The organism is Paenibacillus sp. HB172176, assembly GCF_011947265.1.
Lineage (GTDB): Bacteria > Bacillota > Bacilli > Paenibacillales > Paenibacillaceae > Pristimantibacillus.
Genome location: NZ_JAATHD010000031.1, coordinates 14317 through 32020, shown reverse-complemented (window position 1 = coordinate 32020; position 17704 = coordinate 14317). Strand labels below are relative to the sequence as shown.

The 17704-nt window shown below is 49.9% G+C and carries 12 protein-coding genes; 3 read left to right on the top strand and 9 right to left on the bottom strand.

Annotation, left to right across the window (positions count from 1 at the left end; all coding sequences use genetic code 11):
• Positions 1–136 precede the first annotated feature (136 nt).
• A complete protein-coding gene (locus HFP08_RS25805; protein WP_168123519.1) occupies positions 137–1660 on the bottom strand; it encodes a NarK family nitrate/nitrite MFS transporter in 1524 nt (507 codons plus the stop codon).
• Positions 1661–2055: 395 nt separating this feature from the next.
• Between HFP08_RS25805 and HFP08_RS25800 the strand changes: the two genes are divergently transcribed.
• Positions 2056–2529, top strand: coding sequence for a GNAT family N-acetyltransferase (locus HFP08_RS25800; protein WP_168123518.1), 474 nt, complete (start codon positions 2056–2058; stop codon positions 2527–2529).
• 160 nt (positions 2530–2689) lie between these two features.
• On the opposite strand, the gene HFP08_RS25795 is transcribed toward HFP08_RS25800, so the two are convergent.
• The 5 genes from HFP08_RS25795 to HFP08_RS25775 all read right to left on the bottom strand — a co-directional run bounded on the left by HFP08_RS25795 (position 2690) and on the right by HFP08_RS25775 (position 11197).
• Positions 2690–3808, bottom strand: a complete 1119-nt coding sequence (locus HFP08_RS25795) for a type I phosphomannose isomerase catalytic subunit (RefSeq protein WP_168123517.1) — start codon at positions 3806–3808, stop codon at positions 2690–2692.
• Between the two features lie 67 nt (positions 3809–3875).
• The gene (gene hepB, locus HFP08_RS25790; protein ID WP_168123516.1) at positions 3876–7592 is read right to left on the bottom strand and encodes a heparin/heparin-sulfate lyase HepB; all 3717 of its coding nucleotides are present in this window, start codon (positions 7590–7592) and stop codon (positions 3876–3878) included.
• A gap of 82 nt (positions 7593–7674) precedes the next feature.
• Positions 7675–9312 (bottom strand): type 2 periplasmic-binding domain-containing protein, encoded by a 1638-nt coding sequence (locus HFP08_RS25785; RefSeq protein ID WP_168123515.1) that lies wholly within the window; start codon positions 9310–9312, stop codon positions 7675–7677.
• Between the two features lie 48 nt (positions 9313–9360).
• On the bottom strand, positions 9361–10230 hold the full coding sequence (locus HFP08_RS25780; RefSeq protein WP_168123514.1) for a carbohydrate ABC transporter permease: 870 nt from the start codon (positions 10228–10230) through the stop codon (positions 9361–9363).
• 16 nt (positions 10231–10246) lie between these two features.
• Positions 10247–11197: an ABC transporter permease gene (locus HFP08_RS25775; RefSeq protein WP_168123513.1), complete on the bottom strand. Its 951-nt coding sequence runs from the start codon at positions 11195–11197 to the stop codon at positions 10247–10249.
• A gap of 274 nt (positions 11198–11471) precedes the next feature.
• Here HFP08_RS25775 and HFP08_RS25770 point away from each other — a divergent pair, with 274 nt between their 5' ends.
• Positions 11472–13661, top strand: coding sequence for a helix-turn-helix domain-containing protein (locus tag HFP08_RS25770; protein WP_168123512.1), 2190 nt, complete (start codon positions 11472–11474; stop codon positions 13659–13661).
• A 101-nt stretch (positions 13662–13762) separates the two neighbouring features.
• On the opposite strand, the gene HFP08_RS25765 is transcribed toward HFP08_RS25770, so the two are convergent.
• Positions 13763–14680, bottom strand: coding sequence for a Gfo/Idh/MocA family protein (locus tag HFP08_RS25765; RefSeq protein ID WP_168123511.1), 918 nt, complete (start codon positions 14678–14680; stop codon positions 13763–13765).
• 16 nt (positions 14681–14696) lie between these two features.
• Entirely contained in the window at positions 14697–15530 is an 834-nt protein-coding gene (locus HFP08_RS25760; RefSeq protein WP_168123510.1) for a sugar phosphate isomerase/epimerase family protein, read from the bottom strand.
• 132 nt (positions 15531–15662) lie between these two features.
• Between HFP08_RS25760 and HFP08_RS25755 the strand changes: the two genes are divergently transcribed.
• Positions 15663–16568, top strand: coding sequence for an AraC family transcriptional regulator (locus tag HFP08_RS25755; RefSeq protein ID WP_168123509.1), 906 nt, complete (start codon positions 15663–15665; stop codon positions 16566–16568).
• Between the two features lie 25 nt (positions 16569–16593).
• Here HFP08_RS25755 and HFP08_RS25750 read toward each other — a convergent pair whose 3' ends face one another.
• On the bottom strand, positions 16594–17595 hold the full coding sequence (locus HFP08_RS25750; protein WP_168123508.1) for a hydroxyacid dehydrogenase: 1002 nt from the start codon (positions 17593–17595) through the stop codon (positions 16594–16596).
• Positions 17596–17704 lie beyond the last annotated feature (109 nt).

Here is a 17704-nt window from a genome sequence, read left to right as displayed (position 1 = left end):
CCAATATGGTCAATAATAGTTTCTTTCGATTGGTATAGGCGCAAAAAAACAGAAGAAACTCGACCGTTATCGATCGAGTTTCTTCTATTATAATAGTGTTTCTATTTAACCTCTATTTTTCAAGAACAACTCTTCATCATTTCGTGGCAGCTGCAGGCACCTTAGTCATGCTTGGCGCTGTCTTCTGCGAAGAGCTGATGAGCTCCTGGTCTACCGAAGACAATTCATAGTCTTCCCCGAACGCATTTTTAGGCTCCTCCAGCATCGTTGCGCAAGCGATTAGACTGACAAGCGCCCCGCTGGCAAGCACGAAGAAAAACTGCTGTGGTGTAACAAAGGTCAGAATGGTAAGATAGGTTAGCGCTCCGACATTTCCATAAGCCCCCGCCATACCCGCTACTTGCCCAGTAATCCGCTTCTTGATCATTGGAATGATCGCGAACGTCGAGCCTTCCGCGCCTTGCACGAACATGGAGGTCAGAATTGTGAGCGCAACGGCCGCTCCAAGCGGGAAGCCTTCCGTCATGAATCCCATGCTCAGGAAGCCCAGCGTAATGCCTGTCATATAGATCAGCATGACCATTTTGCGATTTTTCATGCGATCCGATAGAATGCCGCCGATCGGTCTCGCGAATAAGTTAACGAATGCGAAGCAGGAAGCAATGAGCCCCGCCTTTGTCGGACTAAGCGAGAACGTCGTCTGGAAGAACATCGGGAGCATCGAGACGACGGCAAGCTCAGCGCCGAAGTTGGCAAAGTAAGTCGTATTAAGCGCAGCGACGTTTCTGAATTTGTAACGATCGTCCTGAGGAACGCCCTTCTTCAGAATCGGCATATTCACTAGAAGAATTCGAATGATTTGATACACAAGCAAGAAACCAAGACCAACGTAGATAATTGTAGAAACGGATCCAGACAGAAGATTGAAACCATGAATCCTCCATGTTATTAATCCAAGTACTCCGACCAAAGGCACCGTCCAGGCAATGAGCTGAATCAAATCGCCCCAGCTGCTCACTTCCATCGCCGATGATTTTTTCGGCTTGAAGTACGCTTTATTTTCCGGCGTATCCTTCACCAAAGCATAATAGATAAGACCATATACCAAACAGATCAAACCAGTGAGCGCAATTGCGTAACGCCATCCGTTATCGCCGCCGATTAACGTGAGAGCTGCCCAAGGCAGCAGCATAGCCGCGAACGCGGAACCGAAATTACCCCATCCGGCATAGAAGCCCTCCGCGAAACCAACCGATTTCGGCGGAAACCATTCGGATACCATCCGAATGCCGATAACGAAGCCTGCGCCAATCGAGCTAAGGAGCAGTCTCGAAATAGCCAACTGCGCCCAGCTGTCTCCGAAGGCGAAGACAAAGGTAGGAATCGACATCCCTATGAGCAGAATACTGAACACCTTTCTCGGACCAAAGCGATCCAACAGACCGCCGATAATAACGCGCGCCGGCACCGTGAGAGCTACGTTCAGTAAACCAAGCACGGCCGTATGCTGCTTTGTCATCCAGCCGAGATCATCCATCATCGTTGTTGCGAGCGGAGCCATGTTAAACCAGGTTACAAACGTAATGAAGAAGGCAATCATCGTCAAATGCAATACTTTAATTCGCTCATCCCTCACCTTGAATAAGTCCGCTGCTTTCATCGTCCAATCCCTCCATTTTGTTCGTTCTTTTTTTGTTTTCTCTCTGTCTGCCTATCTTTCGTTCCCGCAAAACCGAAAAGCCCCATTTGCACAGAGTGAACGATATACCGACACCTCGGTACGTCCTTCTCTTGCACAAACAGGGCTTCATTGCCCGCGATGGAATGACATCATTGTCATTCTCCTCGCGTAAATTATTAAATTGGATTTCTTTCCGTTTTCTCGTACGTTAGTTTTCCTAACACTAAACCTTTCATTTCGGCTAGGCTTTGATTTTATTTTAACGTCGATTCCGGATTAGTCAATAGTCTTATGTGAACTTTTTAAAATTTTAGTTGCTTTTTCCGAAATTCGCGTTAGATTATATAACATAACTTTGCCGAGGAGTGGTCCTTATGTTAAAACTTAGACAATATTCCACAATTGATCATGATTATGTATGGCGCGTTCATTTGCTGGTTATCTCTAAAGCCGGCGTCGAACCCACCCATCAGCACTATCACGATATCTTCCATATTGATGAGCAATACCTGCAAAACGGAGGCGATTTTCTAGTCGGAACGGATAATGACGGACAGGTTATTGCCATAGGCGGATTGAAGAAACTGGGAGAAGGCAAAGCGGAAATCAAACGCCTGCGCGTTCATCCCGATTACCAGAAGCGGGGCTACGGCCAGCTTATGCTCAGCCGGCTGGAGGAACGCGCGACAGAGCTTGGCTTCACGCATATCTATCTCGATGCGCTGAGGAATCAAGAGCATGCGCATAAGCTGTTCGAGAAGAACGGCTACGCCAGAAACGGCTCTTCGATTATCGATGGCTTCGATGTGCTGTTATTCGAGAAAAATTTGCCGGTTGCGGTGGGCTGATCCTCCCGGAATGCCATGAGACAACTAAACGTTGACCAATTTGGTCAACAACAATTCAAGAGAATTCACCAATGATTCAACTCCCAAGCAAAAGCGAGAGCAGTATCTATTGCTGTTTTTCCAAACATCAGCATAGATGCTCTCTCGCTTCAAATTCTACCTAAACTCCCAAATTTGTCTGAGGAGGGAAACAAAGCACAATCCGCAGTTCTGTATCTCCTTCGCGCACGTACTGCACAAACTCGCAATCTGCAGGGATAAAAAACGAATCCCCTTCTTTAAGGCTTTGTTCGCCGTAAGACCAGCCTATTTTCCCCTTGCCCTCAACGACGATCACAATGCAAAACACGCCTGTTCCGCTCATGCCGTACCGACCGCTAATATCCAGCCTGCGCATGCGGAAGCATTCCGTATCGTTCTCCCCGATCAACTCCCACTCCGTCCCGTCCAACGTAGCGTTGACGACGCGCGGTTCCTTCTTCCATCTTCGCATTGTATCCTCATAACTCAGTTCTTCGTAATGGAAACAGTCCAGCATGCGATCGAATCCAATGCCTTGATGACAAGCTTGATCCGGCACGAGCATTCCGCGAGGAGTCGTACGTTCGGTTCGCAAGGTCAAATCCGTCGGCTCCTGAATCTCGATGATCAAGCAGCCGCTGCCTATGGCGTGGGGGACGCCCCCCTCGATCAGGAAGACCTCCCCTTCGCGCAGAGGAACCTTATGAAGCGCATGGGTCATGCCCTCGAGATCTTGCTCTTCGAACAACCTGCGCCATACCTCCTTCGTCACGCCTGGTTTGAAGCCAAGCAACACATAGGGTTCCTCGCCGTCAATCGTTCTGCCGCCCAGTGCATACCAAGCTTCCGTCTTGCCGTAATGGGATTGGAAATGCCGTTTGGCAAAGCGGCGATCCGGATGAACCTGAATGGTGAGGCGCTCGCTGGAATCGAGCGCTTTCACCAATACTGCCGTCTGCCTTCCGTACTTCTCCGCATGACGTCTGCCGAGAAAAGCTTGCGGGTCCTGCTCTATGCAATCTTTAAGAGGATGCTCGGTACCGTCCGCGGCAATAAACTTGCTGTAACCCTCTACGAGCCGCTCCCTGCCAACATTATGAGCCCGTACTACGGACCCTATCCAATTTTCCGGAAACGGACCGTCTTTCGGTTCGATCGCGCCTGACCAAGCCTCCAGCAGGCGCCCTCCCTCGTATGTTCGCCATACTCGATTCGGCAGCAGCTTGAGCGGCTGCGTCGATAATCTTTGCTCTTTCATCGTTTCACCCGTTTCCTCATCATGCCGTATATTACGATAATCTTTGCAATCGCCGTCCTGGTCCTACTTAAATTGGAGGCTCTATGGATGGAGTCACGTACAAGACGTTCGCGAAATCATCCATCTCCAAATTAGCAAAGCAGGTATCCGACGACAATAGGCTGGCCGGAGCCATAAACACACCGTCGACTATTCTTGCTTGGGCTTGCATTGGTACCGGCTCATTATCCAGATAAGCGGTGGAAGAACCGCTCTCGATGGTCAGCTCTTGCCCGTCTTTGGTTATCGTCGCGGTCTGGGTCCCTTCGTCCCATGCAAAAGGGATATCCAGATGATTGAAGATGGTTTGCACCGGAACCAACAGCTGTTCTCCTTCCATAAAGGGCGATACCTCGGCGTATACAAACGTGTTATTGACGCGAATGGCCGTTTCGTTATGGACGGGCGGGTCCACGGGAATGACAGGGCGAACGGCATTGGCATTAAGATAGGCGAGCTTGTAAGCTCCCGGTGTTCCATGGAATGCGGCGATGCCGCCTTCTTCCGTTACAATCGCCTCGTCTACCGCGACATCGTCACGTTCAACCGTCCACGTGCCTGCCGTCAAATCGGCGACGGTAATCTCGTATTCGCCTTCGCCCGAGAATTCGAACTCAACATCCGAGGAAGTCCGCAGTTTATTTTTGCCAAACACCACTACGCGGTCTGCAATAACAGCGCCTGCCACATCATCGGTTTCAATTCTGGCAACCGGCAGCGCTTCAACCTCCGCATCGGCATCGCCCACCTGAAGCACGTTCAGGAAATAATCCTCGGCTTTGGCCGTTTGCGGGGAAAGCTCCATTCTCCAGCCTCCCCCTTCATTATTGCCATTGGGGACGGTCAACGCGTCGTAATTGACGCCATCCACCATAAACTCCTGGCCCGGTCCGCCGATCTTCTCAATTTGAGCGTCACTCGCCTGCGGCAGCAGCGTATCGACCGTCAGCTTGCCATTGTATCCGGGACGCTCGTTTTTGAACACCGTCCGGTTGCCCGTGATTACGGGCTCTTCCAAGCCGTGCAGCAGCCAAGTCTTTTTAAAGTCGGGATTCGAGGACACGACGCGGTCGAACACCACCATCGCCGCCGGATGATCGTCATCCTGTAAATTCAGGAACATGAAGCTTCGTTCGTAATCTGATATTTTATCCGAGTATGCCTTTGTCAGATCGCCCTTCAAGTAGGTATAATTCGGCTCAACAGGGTCCTCGCCAAATTCATGACCGAGAATCTCTCCTGTCTGGTATCCGTTATCCGGGTCCTGCATCTCTTCCAGCGTCCTCGGCTCCTTGCCTTCGTTCGGAATGCGCTGCCCGCCGTCGTTGGCGCGGACGCCCCCGCGGACGAACTCTTCGTCCGGATCGTAGACAAGCATCGTATTATGCGCAATGGAACGCTTGTTATAATCGATGTCATGGAGACTCCCGTATGCCGTGCTGCCGTTATTGGTCTGGCTGGGCGTTGTCAGAGCGGCCTTGTAGTACCCTGAATCGGTCGCGAGCGCGCCTTTATAATAAATCTGGAAGGACCCTGCATCCAGATGCTGGTGATTGCCGAACCACCATTCGTTAATCTCCATCTCCGCCACGACAGCCGGGGAATCGAAGCCATCCTCCCAGCCGGTCCGGGCGATCATTCCTCCCTTCGGCGACGGATAGTACATCGTCATCGGCAGCTCACTGGTTGGTCGGCCGCCAAGATCCGGGTTATTGAACACTAGAAACTCGACCGGGTTAATCGTTTGATTGCTGAATGGATCCGGCAGCTTCAAAAACGGCAGCTCCCGCATTCCTTCTTCCTTCAAATACGGATCGTTGAAGTAATTGCCTGCCAGCAGCATGGAGCGGTAGAACGACGGGTCATACTTCCCAACTACATTATTGTTGCGACTGCTGTCTCCGTCGCGCAGAACCACGCCGTCGGGACGTCTGGCATAGAGCGGCCAATACATTACGTATTGCTGATCGGGGCCAAAAATCTCGGCATATCCGGCACGATCGAACAACCAGGTCGACAGTATTTCCCACTGAAAGCGGTACTGCATATAATTGTCTCCTTGATTGTGCGCTTGCGCCTGGTACATAAATAGCTTCGGATCGATATACTCCGCAAAGATGCGTCCGACCGTATGCTGAAAAATATCGGGCCGTTCATCGTACATCGCGATGCCCGCAGCCGCCAAATCTCGCAAAAGCTGACCTTCTACCCCATGGCCAACGACGGCTCCTTGTTTGACCGGCGGCCATCCAATCTCCATAAGCGACGCCGCAGACGTCACGAAATTGATGAATTTCGATTGATCCTGGCTCGTCAGCAGCGCGTAGCACCAATCATACACTTCAGCAGCGACGAAGATGGATTGCCCTTGTCCGTTATAGTCTGTCGAAGAGAACCTCACCGTCTCCATAAAATTGCGCATCGCGGAAATCGCGCTGAGACCGATCTGCGTGTCGCCATGAAGCGCGTATTCGAACGCGCGGCTCTCAATGACGTCGAGCGTCGCGGCGTTAAAGTTGGCGCTCCCCGCGACAACGGGCAGGCTGCCGTCCGCGGTCGAAAGCAAATTGGCCTGAAACTTGGCCATTGCGTCCGCATTTTGCGGCTTGACGCTATTCGCGAGAATATCCGGAATATCATCGCTTCCAAAATAAATTCGCGGATGACCAGCCGGCGGAGTAAACTCGGAAGGCATCGGGTAAGCCGGCTCCACGTATTCGGAACTGGCGGGATTGTTGAGCGCGTTCGAGGTGACCATAATCGCGTCCATCTTGAGCCCCTTCTCGCGGTGATAGATTTTCAGTGTATTCGTCCCCTCTTCGAGCGAGACTGCTTTGACTCGCACCCATCTATAGCTGCCGTCCTCGCGAATTGGGAAGCTGCTGTAGGACCCGCCGCTCAGCTCCTCGTTATTGAAGCCGAGATAGAACGAGTCGGCCGAGCTGCTCGCCGCGTTGCCCCGCAGCCACACGTAGTACGTGTCCGCCTCATCAATCTCGAACGACATCGCTATTTCCGGCATTTGGCTGTCGGGATCGGTCAGGTTGCCGCTCGATACGGTGTCCGATATATATTGGCCCCCGGAAGCGTACACGCTCTCTTCCACCGTGAAATTCCCCTGGAACGGCGTATCCTCCAGCTCGATTGTCGTATCCAGCGCATACGTTGGCGGCGGTGCCGCGTCAGGATCGAACCATGCGCGAGATGTCACGTAGATAGCGTCCATTTGAAGCCCTCGCTCGCGATGATAGAGCTTCAATGTATTCTCTCCTGCACTGAGCGTCGCCGTTTTCACCCGCACCCAGATGAAACTCCCGTCCTCGCGAATCGGGAAGGTGGTGCCGTAAGGTTTACTATTTAATGTTTCGTCGTTAAAGCCGATATAGAATGAATCCCGCCCGCTATTAAGCGCATTGGCCCTAAGCCAGACATAGTAAGTGCCGGCTTCCTCCATGGTTAGCGGCAACAGAATTTCCGGTTCCTGACCGTCAGGGTCGCTCAGATTTCCGCCGCTGTCATTGTTTACAATATATTCGCCGCCGGAAGCGTATACATTTTCCACCACCGAAAATGCGCCTTGAAAATCGGTGTTCTCCAGCTCAATCACCGTATCCAGATCGTAAGTAGCCGCAGTAGCCGCAGCCGTATCGGCATGTATGAAGTATGCGGTAATACATTGCAAAAATAAACAAAAACAAATGAATAAGGACACTATCCTGTTTGGCTTTTCCCATTCCAGCTTCATGATCTTACCCCCTCCCATTCCTATAACTGTTCCTCCCGGGTCCGCTTTCGGGAGGAACAGTTGGTTTCATGCTTAAGCGCCGTCAGTTATTATCGGCCTTATACCTTTCATAAGCGCTGTTATAAGCATCCAACGCTTTTTGCAGATTCATCTTGTTCATTTCTTCCAGATGCTTATCCCAGGAGGAATCTGCATCCTCGGCCCCCATAAGAACCTTCTGCTCGTATTCATCAATGAATGGCTTCAAATTGACCATCGCGTTATCAATAGTTTTTCTTTCCTCTTCCGTATAGGAAAGGGTTGGAAAGGGCTGCGACAACCAATCGCTTTCCGCATACATCGTAAACCCCGCTTTGCCAATCTCGTTCATCGTATTCACTTCGCTGTCCGAACTGCCTCGGCGTCCGATCTCGTAGCCGGCTCCGATGCTTCTGAGGTAGAAAGGAAATCCGGTCGGATAGGTAAGCGCTTCGTCCGATGGTACCGGCTCACCGTCAATCATCGTGTAGTCCTCGCCTTCAATACCATAGTTCATCAGCATCTCGCCTTGCTCGCTGAAGAAGAAGTCCAGGTATTTAATGACAGTGACCGGATCCTTCGCAGCGCTCGAAATTCCCCAAGCCATGCCATGAATCGCCGGACGGGTAATATCCATCTTGACGACGCCGTTAACATCCGCAGGCGGCGCAATAGCGGCAAAATGAATGTCCGGCACTTGCTCTCTCACGGCATCGTTCACAGCAGAGGTCGAAGCGAACCAGTCAATCGTTGCACCGCCCAGATTGTTGCCGAGCAAGTACTGACGGGCTTGGGAACCGCGGGTGAAGATTTCCGGATCGATAATGCCGTCCTTATACCACTGGGCGAGCTCCTTCATAGCCGCCTTGTACTCAGGCTCGGCCTTCCCCTGATGAACTTTGTCGTCCTCTCCGATATACCAATCTTTGTGGGCTCCCCACAGTTGAAGCAAGTTCGCAATTCCCTTGTCCCGGAAGAAGTACGGAATTTCGTCCTTCTTGTTGTTGCCGTTCGGATCCTGATTCCGGAAGGCGTACAAGACATCCTTATACTCTTCGAGCGTCGTTGGCGTCTGCAGGTTCAGCTTATCCAGCCAATCTTGGCGAACGAAGTAGCCCACGGCCGGCAGCGCCTTGCCCGGCTCGCCGCCAAGCGTTCCCGTAATCGCGTACAAGCTGCCGTCCGGAGCGGTACCGGCACGGCGCGCATCCGGATAATCCTCCAGAAACTTCTTGATATTGGGTGCATATTGATCAATCAGATCATCCAACGGAATAAAAACGCCTTGCGAAATGACAGGATTCAGCATCGTCAAGCTTCCTTGAATAATATCGGGAATATCACCGGATGCCAGCATCGTATTCAACGATTGCTGATCGTCGGAGATCGATTCATTGGCGACATTCTTCATCGTAACATTCGTAATTTCCGCCGTTTTCTTCCAGACCGGCATATCCCCTTTAGGCGCCCCGTTTATTCCGAAAGAATAGAATAAGGACACCGTAAGCGGCTCCTCCGACACCTTCAGATTGTCGACGCCGTTGTATCCCGAGGTTTGCGTTCCCCCCGAAGCAGATGAACTGGTCGGGGCAACGGAACCCGATTTGCCATTGTCAGCCTCGTTCGAGTTGCCGGTGCAAGCGGTCAGGAGCATACTGCCAAGCAGCGCTAACAGTAAACTTTTTGAAAGATTTTTATTCATGGATCGATTCCCCCAATTGATTAGTCGTGTCTTTGCTCAGAATGGCGATTACCCTTTAATTGCGCCTACCATAATTCCTTTGATAAAAAAACGTTGAATGAATGGATACATCACAAGCATCGGCAATACGGCGACAACGATGGTCGCATAAACAATCGTCTGCTCCGTCATGAGATTGGCGCTCATATCGAAAGTTTCGTTATTATTATACGACACTTCAACGATGAGCTTCTTCAGCAATACTTGCAGCGGAACCAGATCCTGATCCCTAAGCAATAGCATCGACCAGAAATACGCATTCCAGCGTCCTACGAAATAGTACATGGTCAGCGTCGCAAGCGCAGGCAAGGATAGCGGCAAATAGATGCGCGTCAGAATCGTCCAGTCGTTAGCTCCGTCCATCTTGGCCGATTCTTCCATGGAATCAGGCACATTCTCAAAAAAAGTACGCATAAGAATGACATAAAACGTATCCACGGCGAAGCAAAGCAAAATACCCAATCGCGTATCTAACAATCCGAGGTTCTGAAAATTCAAATAGGTCGGCATCATGCCGGCGTTGAACCACAGAGTGACTAATATGAAGATCGTAATCACTTTTCTTCCGTTCAACCGCCGCTTGGATAACGGATAACCGCCCAGTACTGTCAGCGTCATGCTGATTGCCGTGCCCACGACGGAATAGAAGATCGTATTCCCGTATGCCGTCCAGATATTATCCATGCTGACCACTTTCTTGAAGGAGTCCAACGCCAGGCCCTGCGGCCAAACCGTAACGGTTCCCATCGATACGGCCATCGGATTGGAGATGGCGGCAATTACCACGTAATAGAGGGGATACAGCGTCGCCGCCATCAGGACCAGCATAAATCCGATATTGACGGCGCCGAATATTTTTTCTCCCGTTGTTCGACTCATCCTCCGATTCCCCTCCTCATACAATGGATACCTCGCTAATTTTTTTGGAAATCCGATTGGCCGTCAACACCAGAACTAATGAAATGATCCCATTAAACAAGCCTACGGCCGTTGACATGGAGTAATTCGTATTCTCCATCCCCATCCTGTATACGAAAGATCCTATAACATCGGCCGTTTCATAAGTGATTGGCTGATACAGCAGAATAATCATTTCGTAACCGACATGCATAATGTTGCCGATACTGAGAATAAGCATAATGCCGATCGTCGAATACAATCCCGGCAGCGAGACATGCAGAATCTGTTTGAATCGCCCCGCTCCATCAATGGTAGCGGCTTCATATTGAGACGAATCGATAGACATCAAGGACGAATAGAAAATAATCGAAGAAAATCCCGCGGTGGCCCAAATGCTTTGAATCACATAAATGGCACGGAAATATTCTGGTTTCGTTAAAAAATAAACGCTTTCAAAGCCCATCATATTGAGAAAAATATTGACGATCCCCGTTGACGGCGACAAAAAGTTAACGACCAGCCCGGCAATGACGACCGTTGAAATGAAATGCGGCATGTAGGAGATGGTCTGCACGAGAGTTCGAAACCTTTTGCTTCCAAGCTCATTGAACAATATCGCGAGAACAATGGGAATCGGAAACGAAAAAAACAACATCAGTACACTGATATAGATGGTGTTGCGAATAATCCTCCAAAAAAACGGTCCATTAAAAAATTCGATAAAATTGTCAAACCCGACCCACTGACTCCCGCTCATCCCCAGAAAAGGCTTATAGTCCATAAATGCCATTCGCAATCCGCTAAAAGGAACATAATAAAAGAGGATGTAATAAAGAAGAAACGGAGCAATCATCATGTACAAATAACGGTTGGCAAAGATAGAATCCAGTCTTCCTCTCCGGCGGGACCGACTGCCTGTTGATGCGTGCAATTCCTTTTGTTTCAAATCCGTCCCTCCTAATGCGCCTGTCGCGTTCGCGATCGCTACAGGCTATGATGCCACGGCAACGCTTTCAGTTCGCTTGTGAACCTTCCGCTCTTGCAATGTAACACCTTCGTCTATCAATGAAAACCCTTTCTTTTTCCTGTCGCCGCAAAAATACCGAAACAGCCCTTATTTCTTACAAAATAGGCAACCGTAACTTTTAAGGGGCTGTCCCGTCTTCATTTATAGGCCTGTATCCGATAAAATAAAACTATATAGATAAGGGGGAATGGCATTGCATTATTATAGAAAGATGTTCCGTACCTTCGCGGGAATCGCAGTCATTTATACAATCCTGCTGGAAATCGTTTTTATCAGTTTCTACTGGACATCCTTTCATAACAAATTTTCCGAATCATTGGAGACGACTACACAGCAGTTGATTGAGTATTCCGACAGCAGGCTGCAATCCCCTCAATATATAGGTCATATGTTAAGCATCTCGGATTACACGAAGAAGTATATGGGACAATATATGACCGATTTCGAGCGTCTGAAGTTTTATCAATACGTGAACGGCATATCGGGAATCACATTGCCCCCCTATAACGATATTGCCGTCACGATGATCACGGACGATTACGTCACGATGAATAACATGACTGGAAGCGTTGATTTCTTCCAATCCACATTTCATATCGACGATGATCGACTCCAGGAAATCATTCGGGTCTTCAATGATAATCGAACCCTGCCGATGCAAGTGCTCTCCGTGCGCGACGACCGAGATCGGGAACTGTATGTGATCGCCCGCAGAGAGTGGCTCGGCGCATTGCAGCCACTGTATATTTTCTCAAGTTATTATGATTATCAATTGTTTCATTTGAATGCGCTTCCAAGCGGGGGCACCTTTGCCATCCTCTATAATAACGAGCTTGTAGCCTCCGCAGGAGAACTGAATATGAGAGAATTGGAAAGTATTTGGTCAGCCGGGTTGAAGAATTCAGACAAAGAATATCGAATGGGATACTCTACGGTTAGCGGATTCAGTTATTTGTACCTGTACGAACCGCAATCGATCATGTCGCCTACGCTCATGATGATTATCGGCATCAGCTTGCTTGCGCTTGCCGCAAGCATCGGACTGATGGCCTATATTACCAATCGGATGTATACGCCGATCGAGGGCGTTCTTCAATCGACGGGGGAATCGTTCACGAAGGGAGATGAATTCGCTCATATTCGCAACACCATTCAATCCTTGCATTTCGATATGGAGACGATGTCCCATTCGCTCGGGGAATATCAAATTTCGGTCGAGAACAAGCAATTCCGCGAGCTATTGCTTGGCCTCATTCCCCCGGAACGTATCGATGAGGCGCTCAATCCCTTCCCGCAGCTTCAGGTCGAGGGACCCTTTGTCGCGATCCTGCTCAAGTATGCTGACACCGGGCAATTCACTACGGAGTTCCTGCAGAACATTGTGCTCGATTCCAAACACAGTCTGCAAGCTTCTCTTGAAGCAATATTCGCAGCCAGACGATTATTTCGAATCGTGGACCTGAATTTTGAAACGCAGGTCATCGTCGTCCATTCGGATGAAGAAAAGATCGATCTCGAACGACTTCGCAACTCGATCATCTCCGTTGAGCCAAAGCTCGGCCTGGAAATCTCGGCAATTGTCGGTTCGCCATGCTCCACTCTGCACGCTATCCCGGCTTCCTATCGCCAACTGGTCAATGCGGCCGATCAGCAGCTTTATTGGAACGTCAATTCCAAAGTCATTCGAGTGAAGGAGTTGAACGCCCATTGGACAAGCTCCGTCTATTATCCCTTGCAAGTGGAGCAATCGATTGTGAATGCCGTCGTCCATGGCAAGACATCCGTATGGAGGGCTGCGCTTGAGGAATTGATTCACACGAATAGCGTGGAACGCAAGACAAGCTTGCCACCCTTGACCCGCATGCTTGAAGCGACCGTTACCCGGATTATGGATGGCGCCGGAGTCGAGAATCTGGAGCCAATCGGAGCCGAGGCCGCCAATCCGCGCTTTCGCTCCTGCCAGACCTTCGAGGAATTGCATCATAAGGTTGAACATGTGCTCCGCTTGTTCGAGGCTTGGTTCGCGCAAGAGCAAGACAAGTCAACCTCGGGGCTTGCCGCCAAAATGCTGTCCTATATTCACGAACATTATCAAAGGGACATTGGCCTGTTCGATTTGGCCGATCACCTGAATCTATCACGCAATTACGTGTCGACCTTGTTTAAAAATACCGTCGGACGCAACTTCAAGGAGTATATTGGAGAGTTTCGCTTTCAGAAGGCTTGCGAGATCATGAAGTCTGATCCGGATATGAGAATCAAGCAAATTTCCGAGTTGACCGGCTGTAATACGGACATTCTGACCCGGCTTTTCATCAAGCATGCCGGCATGCTTCCCAGCGAGTTTCAGCAATTGATGAAGGGTGATCAACAACAGTCTTAATTCGGATGTATGGCGAAGCCGCTTTAATGCGTTAATTGTACCGCAAAAAAGGTACTGCTCCTCCAGACGTTCGAGGAACAGTACCTTCTTTGGGATTATTTTCACATCTGCTTGTAGATCATATCCATCACCTGCTGGGTGTACAATGCCACCTTGCCGGACGTCAACGGCTGCGCGCGCGTTCGTACGCACTCCGAAAAATGCTCCAGTTCCTGGCGAAAACCAAAGGAATTGCTGCCCCCGCCCGGTCCGGCCATTCCGAATACCGTCTCGATCACCTGGCCGTCTTCCTTGACTTTGAGTACGTCGGGAGCCTGTATCTCTACCGTCCTCGCATGCCCGAACATGCGCACGGATTCCTCCCATAACCCGGCACAACAGCTCATCAGAAACTGCCCCTTCACCCCGTTATCAAAGCCCAGTTGGACTTGAACCGAGGATTCCCGCCCGTCCGGCATCCGCGTACAATCGACCGAGCATGACGTTACTCTTCCTTCGCAAAGCCACAACAACACATCCAGTGAATGAATGCCGAAATCGAGCATGGGCTTGTCGTGATAATAGGTCATATGCTTGACCTTCTCGACCGAGACCAGCTCGGTCTTCGCAATTGGCATCAACTCCTTCGCTCTAAGGAACGAATCTGCGAACCTTCGGTTCAATCCAATCATATAGATCGCGTTCTTCTCATCGGCTAATCGCACGAGCTCCTCCGCCTGCTCCATCGTCTCCGCCATCGGCTTCTCGCTGAAGACGTCGATTCCTCGCTCAAGCAGCGCCCGTACGATCCCGTAAGTCGCTTTATAGGGCGTCAACACAAGCGCTGCGTCGATATCAACCTCCACCATCTCCTCGAAGCTCGAGAACAGCCTCGGAATATTGTACTTGCGTGCTGCGCCCTGCAAGCGATCCTGATTCGGATCCACCGCGCAAACGATCTCCATGTCCTCCAGTTTCATTAACGCAGGAAAAAATTCTGTCAATGAAATAAATCCAAGACCAATAATGGCTATTTTCATAATCGCATCCTCCCGTTCAAATCGACAAAGCCTTCATGTAATCCACATAATCGGGAAAAATCGCTTCAGGCTCCATACCGGGAACCTGAAGCTCCCTGCGCCATTTCGTTTCCCATTCCAAGGAATAATACCCCTTGTATCCCGCTTGATTCAACAGGCTTATAATATTACCAATCGGAAGCGCGCCTTCGCCAATCTTCTTGTACTCCCAATCGATTTTCATCGGATCTACGAAGGGCACGCCGTCTTTCATATGAATAAGCGCGCAGGCATCTCCCAGGTGCGCAATCGTATCTGCCGGAGCTTCCCCTTCTTCTATAGGATGAATGATATCGTAGATGATAGCGCAATTGACCCGATCGACGTCATGGAGCAGCTTGCGGAGAATCCTGCCCGTTGCAAACTCATTATGCGTTTCTATCCATACTTGCACCCCCAGAGAGGCCGCATAATCGCAGGCCTGCCTAATTGAAACGATAATAGATTCGCAAGAGATTTCAGGAACTTCATTGTCTCTGCGATCATTGAAATGTCCGAGAAAAATCCGAACGCCTTGAGCCTTCAAGTCATGAGCGAGCCGCGCAACCTTCTCAAAATGCTTCGACATGGCATGATCCGAATCTCTACCCTTCAAGCATACGTTTGATCCAATATCCAAAACATTCAAGCCCGCTGCATCAAATAATGCGCAGACCTCCCTCCGCTCGGTTGAAGACATGTCAACGGTAATCGACCATTCTTCGCCTTCGCGCAATTCCAGAGCTGAAAATCCGCTTTCCCGTGCAAAAGCCGCGATTTTCTTCAAGCTCCAGCCTCCAAAAGGCAGCGTACTAAACGCTAATCGGCTCAAGATTCATACCTCCTCTTCCATATCCCTTTATCTTAACGGCATGCGTTGGCCTGTCGGTTGCAACCGTGTTGTACATTTTCGTGACTCCCTGTAAAATCATGAATAATAGAAAATGAAAGCGTGGCGAGTCTCATGTCTGATTTCCCCGTTTATTCGTACATCGAAATGATGGACGACGAGTTTCCGTTTAAAGTTGAGGTGCGTACGCCTGCGGACATGAATAGGGTCCAGCATGCACATGAGCATTTGCAGCTTTGCTATATGATGTCAGGCAGTTGTCGGCATGTGACGAATAACCGGTCTTACATTTTAACCAAGGGCGATCTATTTTCCATCCCTCCCTATCAGGAGCACCGGCTCGAAGTGCGCGAGTCGATGGAATTCGTCCTCGTTCAGATCGATTTCATGCCGCATGTTATTAACGAGAATCTTCGCGACCTTACTCACATGCAAACGTTTATGGACTTTGCATACATCAGACCGCTGATTTCGCAAGATGATCTTATTCCCAAGATGTCCCTTCCGCCAAGCAACCAGTTATCCGTTGAAAGCTTGCTGGAGGTCATGATGACCGAATGGACGGAGAAGGAAGACGGATTTCGGCTGGCCATTAAAGCCGAGCTCCTAAAGCTGCTTGTGATTACAGGCCGGCAGTATGCCCGGTATTCGGAAAACCAGGGCCAACAAGAGCATCAGAGCGTCTTACTGCATCGCGAGGCTCTGCATCAGGCCATTGCTTATATGGAATCCCATTATCACGAAGACCTTCATCTTGAGAATGTAGCCGGCATTGCGTACATGTCCCCTTCTTATTTCAGCAGTATGCTGCGACTGATCAAAGGAAAATCGTATATCGAATACTTGTCCGCCATTCGCATGCAGGCCGCTATGGAGCTCTTGCGAAGCACCGGACTTCATGTAACCGAAATCGCTTCCCGCACGGGCTATAATCATATCAGCCATTTCAACCGCATGTTCAAAAAACATACGGGTGTGACTCCCCGAGATTTCCGAAAGCACCCTTCCTATTCCAATTAGCCGAATAACGGGCGGCGTCTTGCATTCACCTCGGGGTCAATCTTCTATAATGCGCCAAGGAAACCTTGCCGAGCAAAACCTCTCCTCTTACAAATCGATGCAGCTCATCCACAATAAAATCGCATAACTCTCGCTTCAACAATCCATGATACCCGCCAATATGGGGGACGCAGAGCACATTGGACAAGGTTAAGAACTCATGATTGACGGGGAGGGGCTCGTTCATGAATACATCAAGAGCCGCAAAAATGCGCCCGGTTCGAAGCTCCTCCAAGAGAGCATGTTCCTGCACCGTTGCCGCCCTTCCCGTATTGATGAAGAGCGAACCGTCTTTCATCCGCTTCAATTGTTCCTCGCCAATCATGCCTTCTGTTTTGGAAGTCCACGTATTGTGCATGGAGACAATGTCGCTGCGTTCAAACAACTCATTCAGCTCACAACGCTCAACACCGATTGCAGTCGCTTCTTCTTCGCTGCAGTAGCTGGAATGGAGGAGAATTTTCACATTGAAAGGTTGAAGCATACGAATCACATTTCGGGATATTTCACCGAATCCTACCAAGCCTACCACCCTTCGAGTCAAGCCAAGCACGGTGTCTCGGCTATTGTCGCTCCACTTCCCTTGTTTCAAGCGCGAGGCGTATCCGCCCAAATCCCAGGCGCCCGCAAACATCAAGGAGACCGCGCATTCCGCAGTCGAGAGCCCCAGCACTTTATTCGCAGAGGTTACCGTTATGGCATGCTCGAACGCCTCTTCATTGACAACGGCGGCTACGCTTCCTGCCCCGTGACCAATAAATTTCAATTTCGAGGCTCTTGCAAGCACTTCGCTCGTGAAAGACGGGGAGCCCCAGGAAGTAATGCAAGCGTCGTATTCACCGATTATTCCGGCAAGACCGTCACTGGTCATTTTGACTCCCTTTGGAATAAAATCAACTTGCGAAAAGCTCGCCAGTTTATTTTCCACAGCTTCTTGCCAGAACAATTCCCGCAAATCTTCATTTGAGATGGCGATTAATGTTTTCAACAATATGACCTCATTTCATTGAAATTGTACGATATTGGCCAATTGCTTTGGCGCAATACCTACATGTCATAACTATGTCACACGCTCATAAGCAACGCTTTTCTTTTTC